Origin of the sequence: Cupriavidus lacunae, assembly GCF_003353055.1 — a bacterium.
In the GTDB taxonomy this organism is placed as follows: domain Bacteria; phylum Pseudomonadota; class Gammaproteobacteria; order Burkholderiales; family Burkholderiaceae; genus Cupriavidus; species Cupriavidus lacunae.
The window spans coordinates 1-17,081 of record NZ_QKWJ01000023.1; the positions used below are offsets into that span (position 1 = coordinate 1).

Consider the following 17,081-nt stretch of genomic DNA (forward strand, 5'->3'; position numbering starts at 1 on the left):
CAGCGCAGCATCGCCGCGCTACGGCGCCGCGCGACTGCCCTTGGCTTCCAGATCCATCCCGTGGGGACAGCTTCATGATAATGGCCCCCTCACGGCAGCCGTCTTCAATTCGTTTCTCTGGAGTCTTCCGAAAAACCCGAATTAAGGTATCCCTTAAATAGTATCCGGCCATTTCCGTCGGGCCGCATCCTGGCTGCCTTCACGGCCGTCTGAGTCACTTTCAGGGCCGGCAAAGTATGCTGCAAGATACAAGGCCAGGTGGTCGACATGGGCTTGCACGACTTCCAGCGCCCGGGCCGCACCCAACTCCAGTTCGCGGCACAGTTCGACAATCTCCTCGCCGTCGCCGACATGCGCCATGGCCCCGCGCATGCGATGGGCGTGACGGCGGATCGCATTGAATTCGCCCTTGCCGGCCGCGGCGGACAATTGCTCGAAATCCTCGCGCATGGTGCGCTCCAGCAACGCCAGGCCCGCGACGTTGTCTTCGATATGGGCGGGGGCAGCCGTCCCGGCGGCCGGGGGCACCAGGGCTGCATGCGCTGGCAGCACGGCACGCAGGCACTCGACCAGGTCGCCCAGCAGGATGGGCTTGGGCAGGTAGCGGTTCATGCCGGCCTCCAGGCAGCGCTCCGCTTCACCCTGGGCGATGCTCGCGGTGAGCCCCACCACAGGCAGCGTCGCACCCTCGGCGCGTAGCCGGCGGCTCAGTTCATAGCCGTCCATCCCCGGCATATGGACATCCGTCAGCACCACGTCGAACTTGTGCCGGCGGTACGCCGCCAACCCTTCTTCGCCGCTGGTTGCCAGCGTCGGCCGGCAGCCAAGGCGCTCGAGTTGCTGCTGCATCAGCAGCCGGTTGTAGGGATGGTCGTCGACCACCAGGATTTCCAGTCCCAGCTGCGGCGTGGGGTCGATGGGGGCTGCCACCGGCGGCGCACTGACCGGCGTCATGCCGGCTGCCTTGCAGAACGCTCGCAGGATTCCGCCCTGGTGATAGGCACTGACCAGCCAGCCGCCGGCGAAGGGTTGCGGTTCCGCCGGACCATCCGCGCGCGCAACGACCACGCCGACATAGCCTGCGGGAATGGCCTCGATATGGCGGGTGGCGACGAACAGCACCATCCCCGGTTCCGGCGCCGGCCCACGGCAGGCAACCGCCCTGCACCCCAGTGCGCGCAGACTGTCGATGGCATTGTCGCGGATGTCATCATCTTCCGACAGCACGGCCACCGGCGGCAGCACCGGCTCCACCGGTCTGCGCGGCGCGCCTTCCGACAGCATCAGCACGACACGGAAGACACTGCCCTTGCCTGGCTCGCTTGCCACGGCAATACTGCCACCCATCAGGGCGGCCAGACGCCGGCAGATCGACAAGCCCAGGCCGGATCCGCCAAAACGCCGCGCCGTGGTCGCGTCGGCCTGCATGAAGGGCTCGAACAGCCGCGCCTGGACCTCGGGGGAAATGCCCGGCCCGGTATCCGCAACCTCGAGCAGGATACCGATCCTGCCAGCTGCGGCCGGGGCTGCGCTTTGCGCGGCACGCTGCAGGCGCACGATGACATGCCCGTCTGACGTGAACTTCAGCGCGTTGCCGAGCAGGTTGCCGATGATCTGGCGCACCCGCACCGGATCACCGATCAGGCAGGGCAATCCCGCCTCAGGATAGGCCGTCAGCGCAAGGCCCTTGCGCAGGGCAATCGGCGCCTGGGCGCGCACCGCCGATTCCAGCAGCTCCACCGGGTCGAATGGCACGGCGTCCAGTTCCATCTGCCCGGCTTCCGCGCGGGAGTAGTCCAGCAGGTCATCCAGTATCTGCAGCAGTACCTGCGACGACGACTGGATGGTTGCCAGCATCTCGCGCTGGCCGTGCGCCAGCGCTGTCAGCGACAAGAGTTCCAGCGTGCCCAGCATCCCGTACAGCGGCGTACGGATTTCGTGGCTCATCGCGGCCAGGAATTGCGATTTGGCGGCGCAGGCCTCGTCCGCCAGCTGGCGCGCGCGCGCCAGGGCGCGGTTCGCTTCGCGTTCGTCGGTGACATCGTGGATGGCACACAGCAGCACTTCCTCGCCCTCGAAGCGGGTGTGGCGGCCAACCACCAGGACGTCGCGCGGCCCCCCTTGCCCGGACGGCACCTGCAACTCCAGCCGGGCGGACCCGGCGCCCTGCCGCGCGAGCATCGCATCCAGCCAGGGCCGCCCTGCCACGCTTGTGTCGAGCGGCAACCACTGCGCGGCCAGGGCATTCTCGGCCCGTACATGCCCGTCGGCCGTACGCACTACCCGCAGGCCGACCGGCGCGGTCTGCATCACGGTACGGTTGAAGCGCTCGCTGTCCTCGATCCGTTGCGCATTGCGCTGCATCGGCATCAATACCCGGCGCCGCACGAAATCGGCACCGGTCAGCACCCCGGCAAAGCCAAGCCCGTAGAGCAGCAGCGCCGCCGCCAGCGCTGCACCGTGGTCCGCCAGCGCCAGCGACAGCGGATACGCGTAGGCCGCGCGCCAGTCGCGGTCCCGGCCCATGTTGCCGATCATCAGGCTGCCTTGCTCGAACCAGTAGGCAACGCCCTGCTGGCTGCCGTCCAACTCACGCGCCACCCGCTCACCCAGCCCTTCCGTGCGCAGCCAGCTCGCGTCGCTGCCCTGGTAAAGCAGGTGCCCGCGGCGATCGAAGAACATCGCCCGCGCGCCCGACGCTGCGTGCAGGGCCCCCGCCACACTGGCGCCGCTCATCAGCACGCGTGCGGGAATGGCGGTCGCGGCATACGCCACGAGATTGCCGGCGGCGTCATGGACCGGCAGGAAGCAACTCAGGATCTCGCCCTGCTCGATGGTGCCCTGGTACGGCCCGACCCACAGCGGTGAGCCGGCCGGCGTCTTGCGTTGCGCCTCGCGGGATCGGTTCGACAGCGCCTTCGCCCAGTTGCTGACGACATCGGCAACCAGCGGCCCGCTCAAGGCCAGCGCACCGGGAAGCGCCGGCGTCACGAACGCCTCGCTCCCGTCGGCAGCCAGGAACACCGAGCGCACGCCCTGTGGCGCCGTGCCCCAGTACGCGCGCTCGAAAATCGCGAAACGAACAATGTGAGAAGCCGTGGCATGGTGCCCCGCCGCTGGCGCTGGAGCGCCCATCATCAGCGTGGCCGGATTGATCAGCCCGGGCACCTCGACGGAGCGGGCACTTCCGGCAGGCACTGCCCGCAACATGGCCTCAAGCTGGCCAGCCGGGCGGTCGCTGCGCACCAGCCGGTACTCCGGCCCGGTGATCTCCGCCATGCGCCGGATAAAGTACTCATGCGTGGCCTTGACCTCCAGCACCGTGCCGAAGTGCAGGCGGCTGGCCGATGCCTGTTCCCAGAGGATGCGCTGGAACAGGCTGTGGAGGAACAGGGCAAGGAAGCTGCTGATCACCAGGATCAGCAGGACAACCACAACGGTGAGCAGGCGGCCGTGAACCTGCTTGTTCGCGCGCGACAGCCAGTTGACCATTGGCGGGCTCCGTCTCGGCAGCCTGCCTGGCGCCGCGAAGCGCGCGACGCGGGAATCAGCTGGCGCCCAGGGTGAGTGAAGAACTGACTTCGGGATTATGCATGACATTGAAATCCGGGTAGTCGACCTGCCCAACTACCGGCGGCCAATGCACTGAGCCCCCGCGAGGCCGGTCCACCGGCACCGCAGGGGCTCATGGGTGAGGATCGGATGACTCGTTCCTACTGATAGTTCATAGTGAACGTCATTGCCGAGTCGGCCGTCCCGCCTGTCACGCGGCTGCCTGTCTGGTAGTAGCGCGCTTTGAGCGGGATCGTGAAGTTCCCCCCGCTCGAGTTGTATCCGGCAAATGCGATCGGTTGGCCCAATGGCAGTACATTGCCTGCGTTGTCCAGAACCTGCACTCCCACCCCGGTCGCGGTCGATGTGGCGGTCAGCGCCACAACCGACTTGCTTGCATCGAGAACGCTGGTAACCGCATCGACCTGATACTTCACGGAGCCGATCCCGGATGGGCAATTATTCAGGGCGATATTGAAAGCGGTGGCCGAAGCCGCGCTGCCCTGGCCTGAAAATTCCTTGCTGTCGTGCGTGCCCAGGTCTGCGGTGACATCCGGGGTAAGGCAGGCGCCGACGCCGATCGTTCCGGTAGCGGATCCGCTGTACATGTTGTTGAGTGGCCAGGTACCGGTCTGGTTGTTCAATGCATAGGACATCGTCACCGCCGGAACTGACGTGACCGTACCAGCACCAATTGGACCGGTCTTGATGAATTCAACCGATGTACCCCATGACCAGGTCAGCTTAGTTCCTGCCGGAATATGACAGGCGATCGTGTAGGCAGAATTTGGGATGGTCTTGTCAAACGGAATATTGCAACCGGTCCCGGAGTTGGCAGCAAAATGGTACTTCGCACCGAGTCCAGGAATATTGGTGGGGTAAACATCCGTGTACCCAGCAACGGGCGCAGACGCGACTGTAAACGTCACAGACGCATCACGATCCTGGTTGCTGTCGCCAGGACAGTTCATTTGATAGGCACTGTAGCCGGTGTCTATCTTGGGGATGACAACCTGCCCAACGCTCGCGTCCCGCGGGATCGTCCTTGGGCCGACGGCCACGCTAAAACTGCCACCCTGGGATTCACATGATGCCGCGGATGCCAAGACCGCCAATCCGCTTAGCCCGCAAAATACCAGCAGCAAGCCGATGATTCGTCTTGGTGTTGCAGCGTTCAATATAGAAAACATAGGAAAGCCCAGAAGCGATAGGTATATCAAGATGGCAGCAGTTCTGTGGCCTTCTCACTGCAATATAAGAGAGCGCCTGGATACCAAATAAGGTAAGCCCTAAATCGAGCTAGAAGAATTCGTCGCTCCTACTGGTAGGTCATAGTGAACGTCATTGCCGAGTTGGCCGTACCAGCTGTCACGGTCGCGCCTGTCTGATAGTAGCGTGCCTTCAGCGGAATGGCATAGCTGCCGCCCGTGCCGGTGCTATAGCCACTCATAGTCTTTGCCGTTCCCAGCGGAAAGACACTGCCGGTATCGTCGAGCAATTGCACGCCGACCCCGGCCGCCGTTGATGAGCCATCCAGCGCGACAACCGAATTGCTGGCATTGACGATAGTCGTCACCGCATCCACCCGATAGCTCACTGAATTCATGCCGGCCGGGCAGTTGTTCAGCGCAATATTGAATCCAATGGGAGACGTGAAAGTTCCAATGCCGGAGAACTCGTCGCGCCTGTGCGTGCCCATATTGACTGTCACGTCCGGCGTCGTGCAGAGGAGGGGGACAATCCTGACATTCGTTATGTTGACGTTGTCCAGCAGTGACGTAACGGTATTGACATCAATCGAAGCGATCTGCGCTACCGTCCCGCCAACAATACCCCCGCTCGGCACTTGCCCTGTCTTGACCAACGCGACCGAGATCTGCACGCCTACAGGGCTACTGTGTGGAGTCGTGTCAGTCACCAAACATGCGACCCCTGCCCAAGAGCTCATTATGGAGGCCCATCCCGTCCAGGCACCCTTGTTGTATGTGCAACCAATGGTATTGAAGATAACGCGGGTGCCGACGATGATACCCACGCCACTTACATTGGTGTTCCATACCGTGTAGCCTATGCCTCCACTGAAATAGGTTTGGCCTGAAGGCGTGGAAAAATTCGGCCCAATGATGCCACGACCACCGTAGAGCCCCGGGCTGGACCAGCTGCACTGCCACGGACTAGCGTTTTGAGCAGAATAGGCCCACGGGGTCAGAAGGGTCCCTGCCGCTGCGTCACGCGGAACTGATACAGTCGCCGGCATGGAGATCGTGAAAGTCTGATTGCCGCCCGTGCAGGTAGCCCACACCCCCTTCGCGCTCAGCAAGAAGAAAAAGACCGACAGCACCTTGTACAGGACGCCACCGCGCCGGGCTTGAAATAGATTAAGAATATTCGTCATCTTGATCTCATGCGCATGCCGTACCAGGCATGCTGTAAAACGAGGCAGGCAAGACTGCCTGCCGGGCTAATCGGCTGACCATTCAGCGGCAAACGGCATCCACGGTCTGGTATGACGAATTCGCTGCTTTGTCGCCCTTCGGCAAGACATAATCCAGCTTGCAAGCCTCCGCAGCGGCACTACCCCACTTCACGTTCAACTGGCCCGCATCCGCCTTCAGGCCACGCGCAATGATGCGACCGCCCTGTGCGACGGTGCCCATGCTCTGGTTCTGCGCATCGAAGACCTCCGCCCCAAACGGCAGCGGCTTGCCATCCGGGCCCTTGGCACGCAGGATCGCTGCACGCCCCGGGTTGTCCGTCTCAAACTTCATCTTCACGATCGCGCCCGCGGTCGGTGCCACGTTCTGCTGCGTGGTCTTCAACTCCACGCTCATCGGGAGCCCCTTCGGGTCAATCTCGATCTGGTTGGTGGAGAACGGCGTCAGGGTCGGCACGACGGCGTGGCCCCAGGGGTCCACGCGCAGGCCGCTGCCATTGGTCAGGCGCGCGCCGGCGGCATCCTTGGCCTCGATGATGGCCATGGTGTCGCCCGCCGTCGGCGTGAACGCCACGCCGCCCGCATAGGCAACGATGCCGCCGCTGATGCCGAGGCCGGCCTGCGAGAAGTTGCGGCCCGTGCTGGCGCTGCCCGTGAACGTCGCCATCGGCGACACGTAGCCGACGTTGGCGCCGATGGTGCCCGAATCCTTGGTATTGCCACCACCGGTGTAGCCGGCGTTCACACCGTAGGTAAAGGCGTTGTCCTCGCCCAGCGTGCCGGTCACCGATTCCTGCAGCGATGTCCCGCCGGTGGAATCGTGGGTCAGGCTGGTCATCGAGTACGGCGCGTGCTGGCCCTTGCCCAGCGGGATGCCCACGTTGAGCATCACCCGGGTATCCCACCTGCCCGAGCCCACGTTGAACTGGCGCGACGCCGAGACACCGTAGTTGATGCGCTTGTAGCTGTTGTTGTAGCCCGCCTGGAACTGGGTGTCGCTGCCACTGCGGTTCCAGTAGTTTTGCGTGGAACCGGACAGGTAGAACGAGCCATAGCCCTGCGGCAGCGCCTGGTTGATGGTCATCTGCAGGCGTCCGCGCTGGATGCCGCCCATGTACATGCCCGCGCCCAGGCCGCGCTGGTCCAGGTCGCGCAGCGCCATGGCGTCGGCCATGCTCAGGTAGCCGCTGCTGGAATAGCGGTAAGCGGCCAACGTCAGGTTGGTGTTGGTTGGCGCCACCAGTTTGCTGTACGACAGCCGCACGCTCTGGCCACTCCGGTTGGACGCGTTCTGCAGGTTGGTCCAGGCTTGCGTCACGTCAGCGCCGAAGGCACCGTAGTCCGTGTTCAGTGCCCCGCCACCCAACACTGCCGCGTAGTCCTGCGCCGCAATGAAGCCGCCGTAGCCGGTCACCATATTGCTGATGCCGTACTGGAACGTCGCCTGCATCAGCATCGGCTTGCTCTGGATCGAGGTATTCCGGTACTGACCGACGGTCATGCTGTAGCGCGCGACGCCCGGGCGCAGCGCATTGACGGCCGCGGCATAGGCCATGCGCGAGGTATGCACGCTGCCATCGGCTTCGGTCACCACGATCTCAAGATCGCCGCCGTAGCCGGTCGGGTAAAGGTCATTGATCTCGAACGCGCCGGGGGCAACTGTGGTTTCGTAGATGATGTTGCCGTTCTGGCGGATCTGCACCCGGGCATTGCTGTTGGCAATGCCATGTACCGTCGGCGCATAGCCGCGCTGCGATTCCGGATACATCCGGTCATCGCTGACGATCTGCACGCCGCGGAAGCCAAAGCTGTCGAACATAGTGCCGTCGGTATAGGCCTCACCGATGACCAACTGGCTTTTGATCGGCGCAATCGAGCGCTGCAGGTTGGTCTGCACGCTCTGGTAGCGCGTGCCCTCCACATCGCCGTGCGTCAGGTTGCCCTGATGGCGCAAGCGCCAGGCACCGAAGTTGAGCCCGGCGTTCACCCCCACGTAGCTCTGCGTGGTCGACATCCCGCTCGAATCGGAGTGATAGACGTTGGCGTTGTACTGCAGGCGCGCCGCCGTGACACCTTCATCCCAGTACTTGGGGTCGACATAGCCGCGCGCCGATCGCGACATGGCGATCTGCGGCACCGAGACATCCAGGCGCTGCTCGCCGTTGTCGAAGCTGGCGGTGGCATCGGGGATCAGGTTGGGCAGCGATACGCAGCCCGCGTCCAGCCGTGCCGATGCCTCCGGCGAGAGCTTGGCCAGGTCGACACCCATGCGCTCGAGCACGGCGCGGTCGAAGCACGGCTGCACATTGCGGCTGTCTTCGCCCATCTGGCGCAGCGTCACTTCGGCACCGCCCAGCCAGGCCTGGTTGACGTACAGTTCTGCGCGATACGTACCCGGCAAGGCCACGTTGCCCTTGTTGAAGCGGCTCACATCGATGCGGCTGCCGCCGGGCTGCTGCAGGAAGGTGTCGTTGAACTCCACTTCCGCTACCAGCGTCGATCCGCCGGTACCGCCGGGCGCTGCCCACGCACCAATGCTTGCGAACAAGGACAATACCACCGCACTGACCGGACGCAGCCGGGACGGGAAGGAAGAGGTCTTCTGGGTTTTCATCGGTTTATGCCGGATATCGGGCCATGCACGGGCAAGACTTGCCCCTGCCGCTTGCGCAGCATCGTCAATCGGAGAAATCAGCCTGGAAGATCGCCGGGCGCGGCCCGGCGTGAGGTCAGCGCGTGATCAGTGCACAGCGGCCTGGGCAGCGCCGCTGCCCAGTGCGGCTTCGCCATCTACGGCGCCGCCGTAGTCATTGATGGCGTGGTAGTGAACCTTGGCCTCGGGGCCCTGCGCAACATCGCCGGTCAGCGGGAACGTCTTGGTTTCGCCCGGGCCGACCATGCCGCCCTCTTCAAACTTCGCGTTCTTGCCGCCGCCAACCAGTTCGAGGCTGGCGAAAGAAACGTGATACTTGCCGGGGTTGCTCGCTTCGAGCGCAGGCTTGCCGCCGGCCTGGGTGACGCGCCAGCTGATGCTGCCAGGGGCATCGTCGGCATTGCCCTTCAGGCCCACGGGGCGGAAGAACAGCTTGATGCGCGAGCGGAAGGCCAGTTGCAGCTTGTTGACATCGGCTTCTTCGGCGGTAGGCTTGGGCGGGACCTCCAGCACATTGAGCCAGAATACGGTCTCGCGGTCCTGCGCCAGCGGCTCGCCGGTGTAGATGATGCGCAGCGTCTGGCCCTTTTTCGGGTCGATGCGCGACACCGGCGGCGTCACGGTGAACGGTACATCTATGGACGACGGTGCTGCCTTCGGGTCGCCCTTGTCGATCCACGCCTGGGTCAACGCCGGCGACTTGCCTTCGTTGGTCAGCTTGATCGTGGTTTCGGTGTCTTTTGCGTTGTAGATGACCCGGGTGCCCGCTATGACCACGGAAGCTTGCGCGTGCAGCGCGCTCATGAGCCCCAGCGCAATAACGCCGGCTGAAATCAGGGACTTGATGGTCGTTTTCATGATGGTAGCGGGGGGACTTGTTCGGGTGAACCGGCAAAACTGTCGTATTCGGAAGGCGCGGAGCGCGCCGGTAACACGCTCCGCACTCTTGGGTACTACGGCTTACTGGTAAGCGACGGTGTACATCACGCTCGAATTGGCGACACCGGCCGTTGCTGCGCCGGTTGCCACGTACTGGGCGGCGTACGGCAGCGTGGCGGCGCCGCTGGTGATGGCAACGACCGTCGAGTTCTGCGATGCATCCGCAAAGCCGGCCTTGATCGCGGTGAAAGTGCCGCCGTTCAGCAGGCCGATCTGCACGTTGGTGGCACCGCCGGTGTTCAGGATCAGGTTACCGGTGGAGGCGTCGGTGGTCGGGCCGGCTTCGAAGAAGGTATGCACATTGCCGGTGTTCGGCGTGCAACCGGTCAGCGCGATCTGGAATGGCGTGCGGCCGGCGGTGTTGCCGGCAACATTCAGCGTCGAGGCCGAAACCGTCGGCAGCGCCACGGTGAAGTCCTTGGAGCCCGAACCGTTGCCGTTGATCGTGCAGGTCTGGGCCGTGATCTTGCCGGTGAATTGAATGGTGCCGTCAGCGGCGTGTGCAAACTGCGCGCCCATGGCGGTACCGGCGACGATCAGAGCGGCGAGGAGCTTGGTATGAGTCATGATGAATGAGTCAGATAAGTTGATGGTCAGTTGGCGATCGGATCATCGGATCCGGCCCCGCCCCGTACCGCCATTCGACTGCCAGACTGGTCTTGCAGCTGCCGGTGGCCCCGGGGACAGCTGAACTATAGGGACGGGGCTTAGTGCCACCAATCAGGCAAGCCTTAGATCTGGCTCAGATTTTTTTCCTTCGGGGCTGAAAGGCGTCGCCGTGGTTCTCAGACGTCACGACGCACGAATCTGGCTTGCGGGCGTATGGCAGATGTGGCTGGGAAGGGCGTGGGCAGTGGCGGGACAGGCAGCCACGGACAGGAGGAATGACGTGCCGCGCCGGGCGACGCCGGCGGGAAACAGCGGCGCTCTGGCCAACGCCATGCGCGCCTCACGGCGCCGTGTCATCCGCCCCCGCACGTGGCCGGCACGTCTCCATAGAGCGCCATCAGCGCACTGGCGATCCCGTTGGTCCAGCCAAACCCGTCCTGCAACGGGTATTCGCCCCCGCCCCCGCCTTTGGCCCGCCCCGCGCCATGTTTGATGCGGTATTTCTCTACCAGCTTGCATTCATGGATATAGAGGCTGGCCACGGTCGCCAGCCAGCGCTGCGCGATCTCGCGCGCCAGGTCGTCGTGGCCATAACGCGCCAGGCCGCGCACGGCCAGCCACTGCAGCGGCGCCCAGCCGTTGGGATGGTCCCATTGCTGGCCCGAGTTGGATTCCGTGGTGGCCAGGCCGCCGGCATCCAGCAGCCGCTCCGTCACCGCCCGGGCCACGGCTTGCGCCTGCGGTGCCTGGGCCAGGCCAAGATAGAGCGGCATCACCGTTGCCGCGGTCAGGCACGGGCGCGGCGCGCCGCGGCACCAGTCATAGTCGACAAAGGCGCCCGCGCTGCCGTCCCACATGTATTGCTGGATGGCCGCCTCGCGCCGCTGCGCCGCGGTACGGTAAGCCTGTGCCGCGGCGTCGCCCGCCTGTTCGCACAGCGTGGCCAGGCGCATTTCCAGGTGCCAGAGCAGTGCGTTCAGGTCGACCGGCAACATCGCCGTGGTCCGGATGGTGGCCAGGTCGGCGGGCTGGCCGGCTGGCGTGGAGGGCGAATCGAGCCAGCGCGAGCTGAAGTCCCAGCCCGACTCCGCCGCGGCGCGCAGGTCGCGGAACACCAGGTGGTGCGGCCGCCCGCTGCGCATCGCGGTCTCTATGTCTTCCAGGAAGGCTTCTTCGCGCGGCCACGGGCGGTCGTCCCAGTAGCGGTTCTGCACGGCGCCGTCCGGCAGGCAGACCACCCGCCGGTGCGCATGGCCGGGCCGCACGCCGTCGGCACCGTCCATCCAGAAGTCGTATTCCCGGCGCAGCTGCGGCAGGAAGTCGATGGCGCTGGCCAGCTGCTCGCGCTCGAGCAGGTCCACCATCAGCGCAAACACCGGCGGCTGCGAGCGGCTCAGGTAGTAGTTGCGCGTGCCGTTCGGCACCAGGCCGTAGTGGTCGATCAGGTAGGCAAAGTTGCGCGCCATCTCCACCATCAGGTCGCCGCGCCCGCTGCCGGCCAGGCCCTCCATGGTGAAGTAGGAATCCCAGTAGTACAGCTCGCCGAAGCGGCCGCCCGGCACCACGTAGCGGTGCGGCAGCGGCAATAGCGACGACTGCGGCGGATGGGCCACGGGCTCGCGCGTCAGCACCGGCCACAGGCTGTCGATATGCTCGCGCAGGGTGCTGGCGGGATCGGACACGTAGTGGCTGTCCGGCACCGTGGCGCGGGTGAAATACGCCTGCACGAAATCGGCCAGCGAGAAGCCGGGCGTGTCGCGCAATTCACGGTAGCGCGCCACGATCAGGTCCGGGTCGCAGTTGGGAATGCAGTCTGGGAAGGTCTTGCTGTCGGCAAACAGGCCGCTGTGCTGGACATCGACAAACAGCTCGCAGTAGCGCGCCGCGGGCGACAGCATGTCGGCGCAGGCGCAGCCGGGCAGCGCGTGCGGCGGCGGGCAGTCGCGGTGCGTGACCAGCGCGGGCCGCGCTGCCGCATGGACCTTGCCGGGCGCGGCAGCGGGCCCCGGCACAGCGCCGGCGCCGTCAGGCGTGGCCGGGGCGGTGTGCGGCACCATGCTGCCGGCAGCCGGGGCTGGCGACGGCGGGATGGCGGGTGCCGGCTCGGACTTGGCTGTCGGCTGCATGGGCGCCTCCTTGTACCGGGTGCTGCCGGCGCATATGGGATAGAAATAGGAGCCGGAAGGTGCGGGGTAAGTTCGCAGCCGCCGCGCAAAGCGGCGCATGTGTCACGCAGGCAGCAAGGCGCAGCGGCTTACACCTCCTTCTCCCCGTGCCCGCCCGCGAGCGCGGGCGGGGCCTCGCGGACCCCCAGCTGCATGAAGATCCAGGCCGACGCGCAGGTGATCAGCCCCATGCAGACAAAGGTCGCATGGAAGGCAGGCAGCACCGCCGCGGTATCGCCGCCGAAGCGGGTCTGGAAGGTCGCCAGCAACGCGCCCGCCGAAGTCACCGCCAGGCTCATCGACAGCATCTGCACCATCGACAGCATGCTGTTGCCGCTGCTGGCGCCGGCGCCGCTCAGGTCCTTCAGCGTGACCGTGTTCATGGCCGTGAACTGGATCGAATTGACCATGCCGAACACAGCCAGCAGCGGAACCAGCAGCCACAGCGGCAGCTGCGGCGTGATCAGCGCGAAGGCCGCCATCACCAGGCCCACCATGAAGGTATTGCCGACCAGCACGCGGCGGTAGCCATGGCGTTGGATCAGCCGCGTGGCCAGGCGCTTCGACGCCATGCCGGCGGCGGTCACCGGCAGCATCATCAGGCCCGCGTTGAACGGCGAATAGCCCAGGCTGATCTGCAGCGTCAGCGGGATCAGGAACGGCATCGAGCCATTGCCGATGCGCGCGAACAGGTTGCCCAGCAGCCCGACGCTGAAGCTGTGGATGCGGAACAGCCGCAGCGCGAACAGCGGCTGCTTGCGGCGGTTGGCGTGCAGCCCGTAGGCGGTCAGCGCGGCCATGCTGGCGATCAGCAGCATCAGCACGGTGGCATGCTGGAACCCCAGCCCCGCCAGCCCGTCGAGCGAGAACGACAGCGCCAGCATGGCGATGGCCAGCAGCAGGTAGCCGGCGATGTCGAAGGGGCCGATGCCGGTCAGCCGCGCATTCGGCATGTAGCGCACCGTCGCCAGTGCGCCCAGCACGCCGACCGGCACATTGATCAGGAAGATCCAGTGCCAGGACAAGGCCTGCGTCAGCCAGCCGCCCAGCGTCGGGCCGATCAGCGGGCCGATCATGCCGGGGATGGCAACGAAGCTCAGCGCCTGCAGGTACTGGTCGCGCGGGAAGGTGCGCAGCACCGCCAGGCGCCCCACCGGCAGCAGCATCGCCCCGCCCACGCCCTGCACCACGCGCGCGCCGATCAGGAAGTTCAGCGTGGGCGCGTAGGCGCACAGCAGCGAGCCCGCCACGAACAGCCCGATCGCGGTCTGGAAGATGGTGCGGGTGCCGAAGCGGTCCGCCAGCCAGCCCGAGGCCGGGATCACCACCGCCATGGTCAGCGAGTAGGCAATCACCACCGACTGCATCCGCAGCGGGCTCTCGCCCAGGCTGTGCGCCATCGACGGCAGCGCGGTGTTGACGATGGTCGAGTCCAGCGTCTGCATAAAGAAGCCGACCGCCACCACCCACAGCATGATGCGGCGGGTGTGGTCGTCGGGCTGGGGCGTGGTCATATGGCGGGCTCCGGTCCGGCCAGCCCCCCCGGTACCCCGGTGTGCGCCGGCCAAAGCCGACACCTTAATTGCCTATCGCGGAACAGGCAAATCACGATCAGGAAGCCGGGGGCTTGCCGGCCGGTGCCCGGTTCGGCACCTGCCTCGACAATTTCCGCACGCAGCCTATCTTAGGGGTGTCAGTCCAGGCGTCATCAGGCAGGGCCAGCCAGCACCCGCCCGCCGATGCGCGTGGAAAAGGCTAGACGCGCATGGAAGAACACTCATCTCCGAGGCAGAATTACGAGGATGCCTTGCTCGGCATCGTGCGAAAGATGTCTGCGGCCATGCACCCGGCAGCGGAGGCCGAAGCCGAAGCAGCGATCTCGCTGGACAGCGCGCTCGAAGGCGACCTCGGCTTCGACAGCCTGACGCGCGCCGAACTGCTGACGCGCCTCGAGCACCGTTTCGATGTCAGCCTGCCGGAGCAGGTGCTGGCCCAGGCCGACACGCCGCGCGCCCTGCTGCGTGCCTTGCTCGCCGCGCAGGACCTGCCGCCAGGCGCCAGCGCCACGCACCTGCGGCAAGCCCGCCCTGCCCCGGCGGCACAGGCGCCCGACGGCGCCACCACCTTGCCGGACGTGCTGCGCTGGCACTTGCGCAGCCACCCGGAGCGCACCCATATCGTCTTGCAGGACGGCGACGGCGCAGACACGCCAATCAGCTTTGCGCAGTTGCAACACCGCGCCGCGGCCATCGCTGCCGGGCTGGCCGCCCGCGGCGTGCGGGCAGGCACGACCGTGGCCATCATGCTGCCGACCAGCCCCGAGTACTTCTACAGCTTCTGCGGCATCCTGCTGGCCGGCGGGATTCCGGTGCCGCTCTATCCGCCGGCGCGGCTGGCGCAGATCGGCGACCACCTGCAGCGCCACGCCGGCATCCTGGCCAACGCGCAGGCGCCGATCCTGATCACGGTGGCGCAGGCCCGGCCGCTGGCTGCCCTGCTCAAGGCCGGCACGGGAACGCTGCAAAGCGTGCTCACGCCGCAGGAGCTGGAGGACACCGCCGGCGCCCCGGTCCAGGCGATGCCGCGCACGCACGACATCGCCCTGCTGCAATACACCTCGGGCAGCACCGGCTCGCCCAAGGGGGTGGTGCTCAGCCATGCCAACCTGCTGGCCAACCTGCGCGCCATGGGCAAGGCCCTGGCAGTCGGCTCGCAGGACGTCTTTGTCAGCTGGCTGCCGCTCTATCACGACATGGGCCTGATCGGCGCCTGGCTGGGCAGCCTGTATTACGCGTACCCGCTGGTGGTGATGTCGCCGCTGGCCTTCCTGGCGCGGCCCGAGCGCTGGCTCTGGGCAATCCACAAGCACCGCGGCACGCTCTCGGGCGGGCCCAACTTTGCCTACGAGCTGTGCCTGCGCAAGCTGGCCAGTACCAACCTCGCCGGGCTGGACCTGTCCAGCTGGCGCTTCGCCTTCAATGGCGCCGAGCCAGTGAGCCTGCAGACCATGCGCGCCTTCCTGGAGCGCTTTGCCCGCTATGGCCTGCGCCCGCAGGCCGCCGCACCGGTGTACGGGCTGGCGGAGGCTTCGCTGGGCCTGACCTTTCCGCCGCTGGGCCGCGCGCTGGCTGCCGACTGCATCGACCGCGCTGAATTCACGCGCGCTGCCGTGGCCGTGCCATCCAGGCCCCTTGGCGAACGCGGGTCCCCTGGCCAGCGCGAGACCCTGGAGTTCCCGTCCTGCGGCCGGCCGCTGCCTGGCCACGAAGTCCGCATCGTCGACGCCACCGGGCACGAACTGGGCGAGCGGCATGAGGGATTGCTGCAGTTCCGCGGCCCTTCGGCCACCAGCGGCTATTTCCGCAATCCCGTGCAGACCCGCCAGCTGTTCGACCGCGGCTGGCTGAACACCGGGGACTACGCCTATATCGCCGCCGACGAGGTCTATATCACCGGGCGCGCCAAGGAAACCATCGTGCGCGGCGGCCGCAATATCTACCCCTACGAACTGGAGCAGGCGGTCGGCGCCATCCCCGGCATACGCAAGGGCTGCGTGGCCGTGTTCGGCAGCCCCGATCCGGAGAGCGGCACCGAACGCATCGTGGTGATGGCGGAAACCACCGAGAAGGATGTGCAGGCGCGCCGCGCGCTGCACCGGCAGGCGCTGCAGACCGCGCTGGACGTGCTGGGCATGCCGCCGGACCATATCGCCCTGGTGCCGCCGCACAGCATCCTGAAGACGTCGAGCGGCAAGATCCGGCGCGCCGCCTGCCGCGAGCGCTTCGAGCACGGACGCCTCGGCCGCGGCGTGCAAGCGCCCTGGCTGCAGATCGCGCGCTTTGGCTGGCGCGCGCTCCGGCCGGAGCTGCGGCGCGGCCGGCAGACCGCCGCGGGCCTGTCCTACGCTCTCTACACCTGGATCCTCTTCGCAACGCTGGCGCCCGTGACGTGGCTGGCAGCGGTTGCGCTGCACCGGCCGGCACTGGGCTGGACGTTCAGCCACCACGCCGCCCGGCTGTTGCTCAGGCTGGGCGCGGTACCCTGGTTCGTGCAAGGGCTTGAACACCTGCCGCGCGACCGGCCCTGCGTCCTGGTCTCGAACCACGCCAGCTACCTGGACGGCATCGTGCTGGTGGCGGCTCTGCCCACGCCGGTGCGCATGGTCGCCAAGCGCGAGCTGCAGGGCCAGCGCATTCCCGGCACCTACCTGGCCAGCATCGGCGCCGACTTTATCGATCGCTTCGACACCGTGCGCGAGCACGAGGACGTGGAGCGCGTGGTGGCGGCGGTGCGTGCCGGGCATTCGGCACTGTTCTTCCCCGAAGGCACCTTCAGCCGCGCGCCGGGGCTGCAGGCCTTCCGCTCTGGCGCTTTCCTGGCGGCCGCGCGGGCCGGCGCGCCGGTAGTACCCATCGCCATTCGCGGCACCCGCTCAGTGCTGCGCGACGGCCAGTGGCTGCCGCGCCGGGGACCGATCGGCGTGGTCATCGGCAGTCCGCTCTGGCCGGACGGCGCAGACTGGCCGGCCGCCATGCGCCTGCGCAACACCGCCCGCGCCGAGATCCTGCACTACTGCGGCGAACCGGATGCGCGGCGCACGACGCGCCGGGATGCAAGGCAGGGCTAGTGTCCTGAGTCGGAAGCTCGTTGCAGAAATAAGTCTGTCGAGAAGGTGCGCGAGCCTAGGAGCGAAGCGCAGCAAGGCTGGAGCCTTGCGAGCATTCGCGAC

General features: G+C 66.3%; 9 protein-coding genes. 1 reads left to right on the plus strand and 8 read right to left on the minus strand.

Translation table 11 applies throughout. From position 1 onward, the window contains the following. Positions 1–153 precede the first annotated feature (153 nt). The 8 genes from DN412_RS18920 to mdtD all read right to left on the minus strand — a co-directional run bounded on the left by DN412_RS18920 (position 154) and on the right by mdtD (position 13,866). Entirely contained in the window at positions 154–3,492 is a 3,339-nt protein-coding gene (locus DN412_RS18920) for a hybrid sensor histidine kinase/response regulator (protein WP_115213006.1), read from the minus strand. 221 nt (positions 3,493–3,713) lie between these two features. Then, positions 3,714–4,742: a fimbrial protein gene (locus tag DN412_RS44050; protein ID WP_208647619.1), complete on the minus strand. Its 1,029-nt coding sequence runs from the start codon at positions 4,740–4,742 to the stop codon at positions 3,714–3,716. A gap of 128 nt (positions 4,743–4,870) precedes the next feature. Beyond that, entirely contained in the window at positions 4,871–5,947 is a 1,077-nt protein-coding gene (locus DN412_RS44055; RefSeq protein WP_208647620.1) for a fimbrial protein, read from the minus strand. Positions 5,948–6,029: 82 nt separating this feature from the next. Beyond that, positions 6,030–8,600, minus strand: a complete 2,571-nt coding sequence (locus tag DN412_RS18935; protein WP_115213008.1) for a fimbria/pilus outer membrane usher protein — start codon at positions 8,598–8,600, stop codon at positions 6,030–6,032. Positions 8,601–8,726: 126 nt separating this feature from the next. Beyond that, positions 8,727–9,497 (minus strand): fimbria/pilus periplasmic chaperone, encoded by a 771-nt coding sequence (locus DN412_RS18940; protein ID WP_115213009.1) that lies wholly within the window; start codon positions 9,495–9,497, stop codon positions 8,727–8,729. Positions 9,498–9,599: 102 nt separating this feature from the next. Further along, positions 9,600–10,145, minus strand: coding sequence for a fimbrial protein (locus tag DN412_RS18945; protein WP_115213010.1), 546 nt, complete (start codon positions 10,143–10,145; stop codon positions 9,600–9,602). A gap of 395 nt (positions 10,146–10,540) precedes the next feature. Continuing rightward, a complete protein-coding gene (gene treF / locus DN412_RS18950; RefSeq protein WP_115213011.1) occupies positions 10,541–12,313 on the minus strand; it encodes an alpha,alpha-trehalase TreF in 1,773 nt (590 codons plus the stop codon). Positions 12,314–12,441: 128 nt separating this feature from the next. Further along, entirely contained in the window at positions 12,442–13,866 is a 1,425-nt protein-coding gene (gene mdtD, locus DN412_RS18955) for a multidrug transporter subunit MdtD (RefSeq protein WP_115213012.1), read from the minus strand. A gap of 251 nt (positions 13,867–14,117) precedes the next feature. Between mdtD and DN412_RS18960 the strand changes: the two genes are divergently transcribed. Then, positions 14,118–16,979, plus strand: coding sequence for an AMP-binding protein (locus DN412_RS18960; RefSeq protein ID WP_115213013.1), 2,862 nt, complete (start codon positions 14,118–14,120; stop codon positions 16,977–16,979). Positions 16,980–17,081 lie beyond the last annotated feature (102 nt).

Coding starts and splice junctions, on each gene's coding strand:
- DN412_RS18935 (WP_115213008.1), bottom strand. CDS start 8,600: ATGAAAACCCAGAAGACCTCTTCCTTCCCGTCCCGGCTGCGTCCGGTC.
- DN412_RS44050 (WP_208647619.1), bottom strand. CDS start 4,742: ATGTTTTCTATATTGAACGCTGCAACACCAAGACGAATCATCGGCTTG.
- DN412_RS18920 (WP_115213006.1), bottom strand. CDS start 3,492: ATGGTCAACTGGCTGTCGCGCGCGAACAAGCAGGTTCACGGCCGCCTG.
- DN412_RS18945 (WP_115213010.1), bottom strand. CDS start 10,145: ATGACTCATACCAAGCTCCTCGCCGCTCTGATCGTCGCCGGTACCGCC.
- DN412_RS18960 (WP_115213013.1), top strand. CDS start 14,118: ATGGAAGAACACTCATCTCCGAGGCAGAATTACGAGGATGCCTTGCTC.
- DN412_RS44055 (WP_208647620.1), bottom strand. CDS start 5,947: ATGACGAATATTCTTAATCTATTTCAAGCCCGGCGCGGTGGCGTCCTG.
- DN412_RS18940 (WP_115213009.1), bottom strand. CDS start 9,497: ATGAAAACGACCATCAAGTCCCTGATTTCAGCCGGCGTTATTGCGCTG.
- mdtD (WP_115213012.1), bottom strand. CDS start 13,866: ATGACCACGCCCCAGCCCGACGACCACACCCGCCGCATCATGCTGTGG.
- treF (WP_115213011.1), bottom strand. CDS start 12,313: ATGCAGCCGACAGCCAAGTCCGAGCCGGCACCCGCCATCCCGCCGTCG.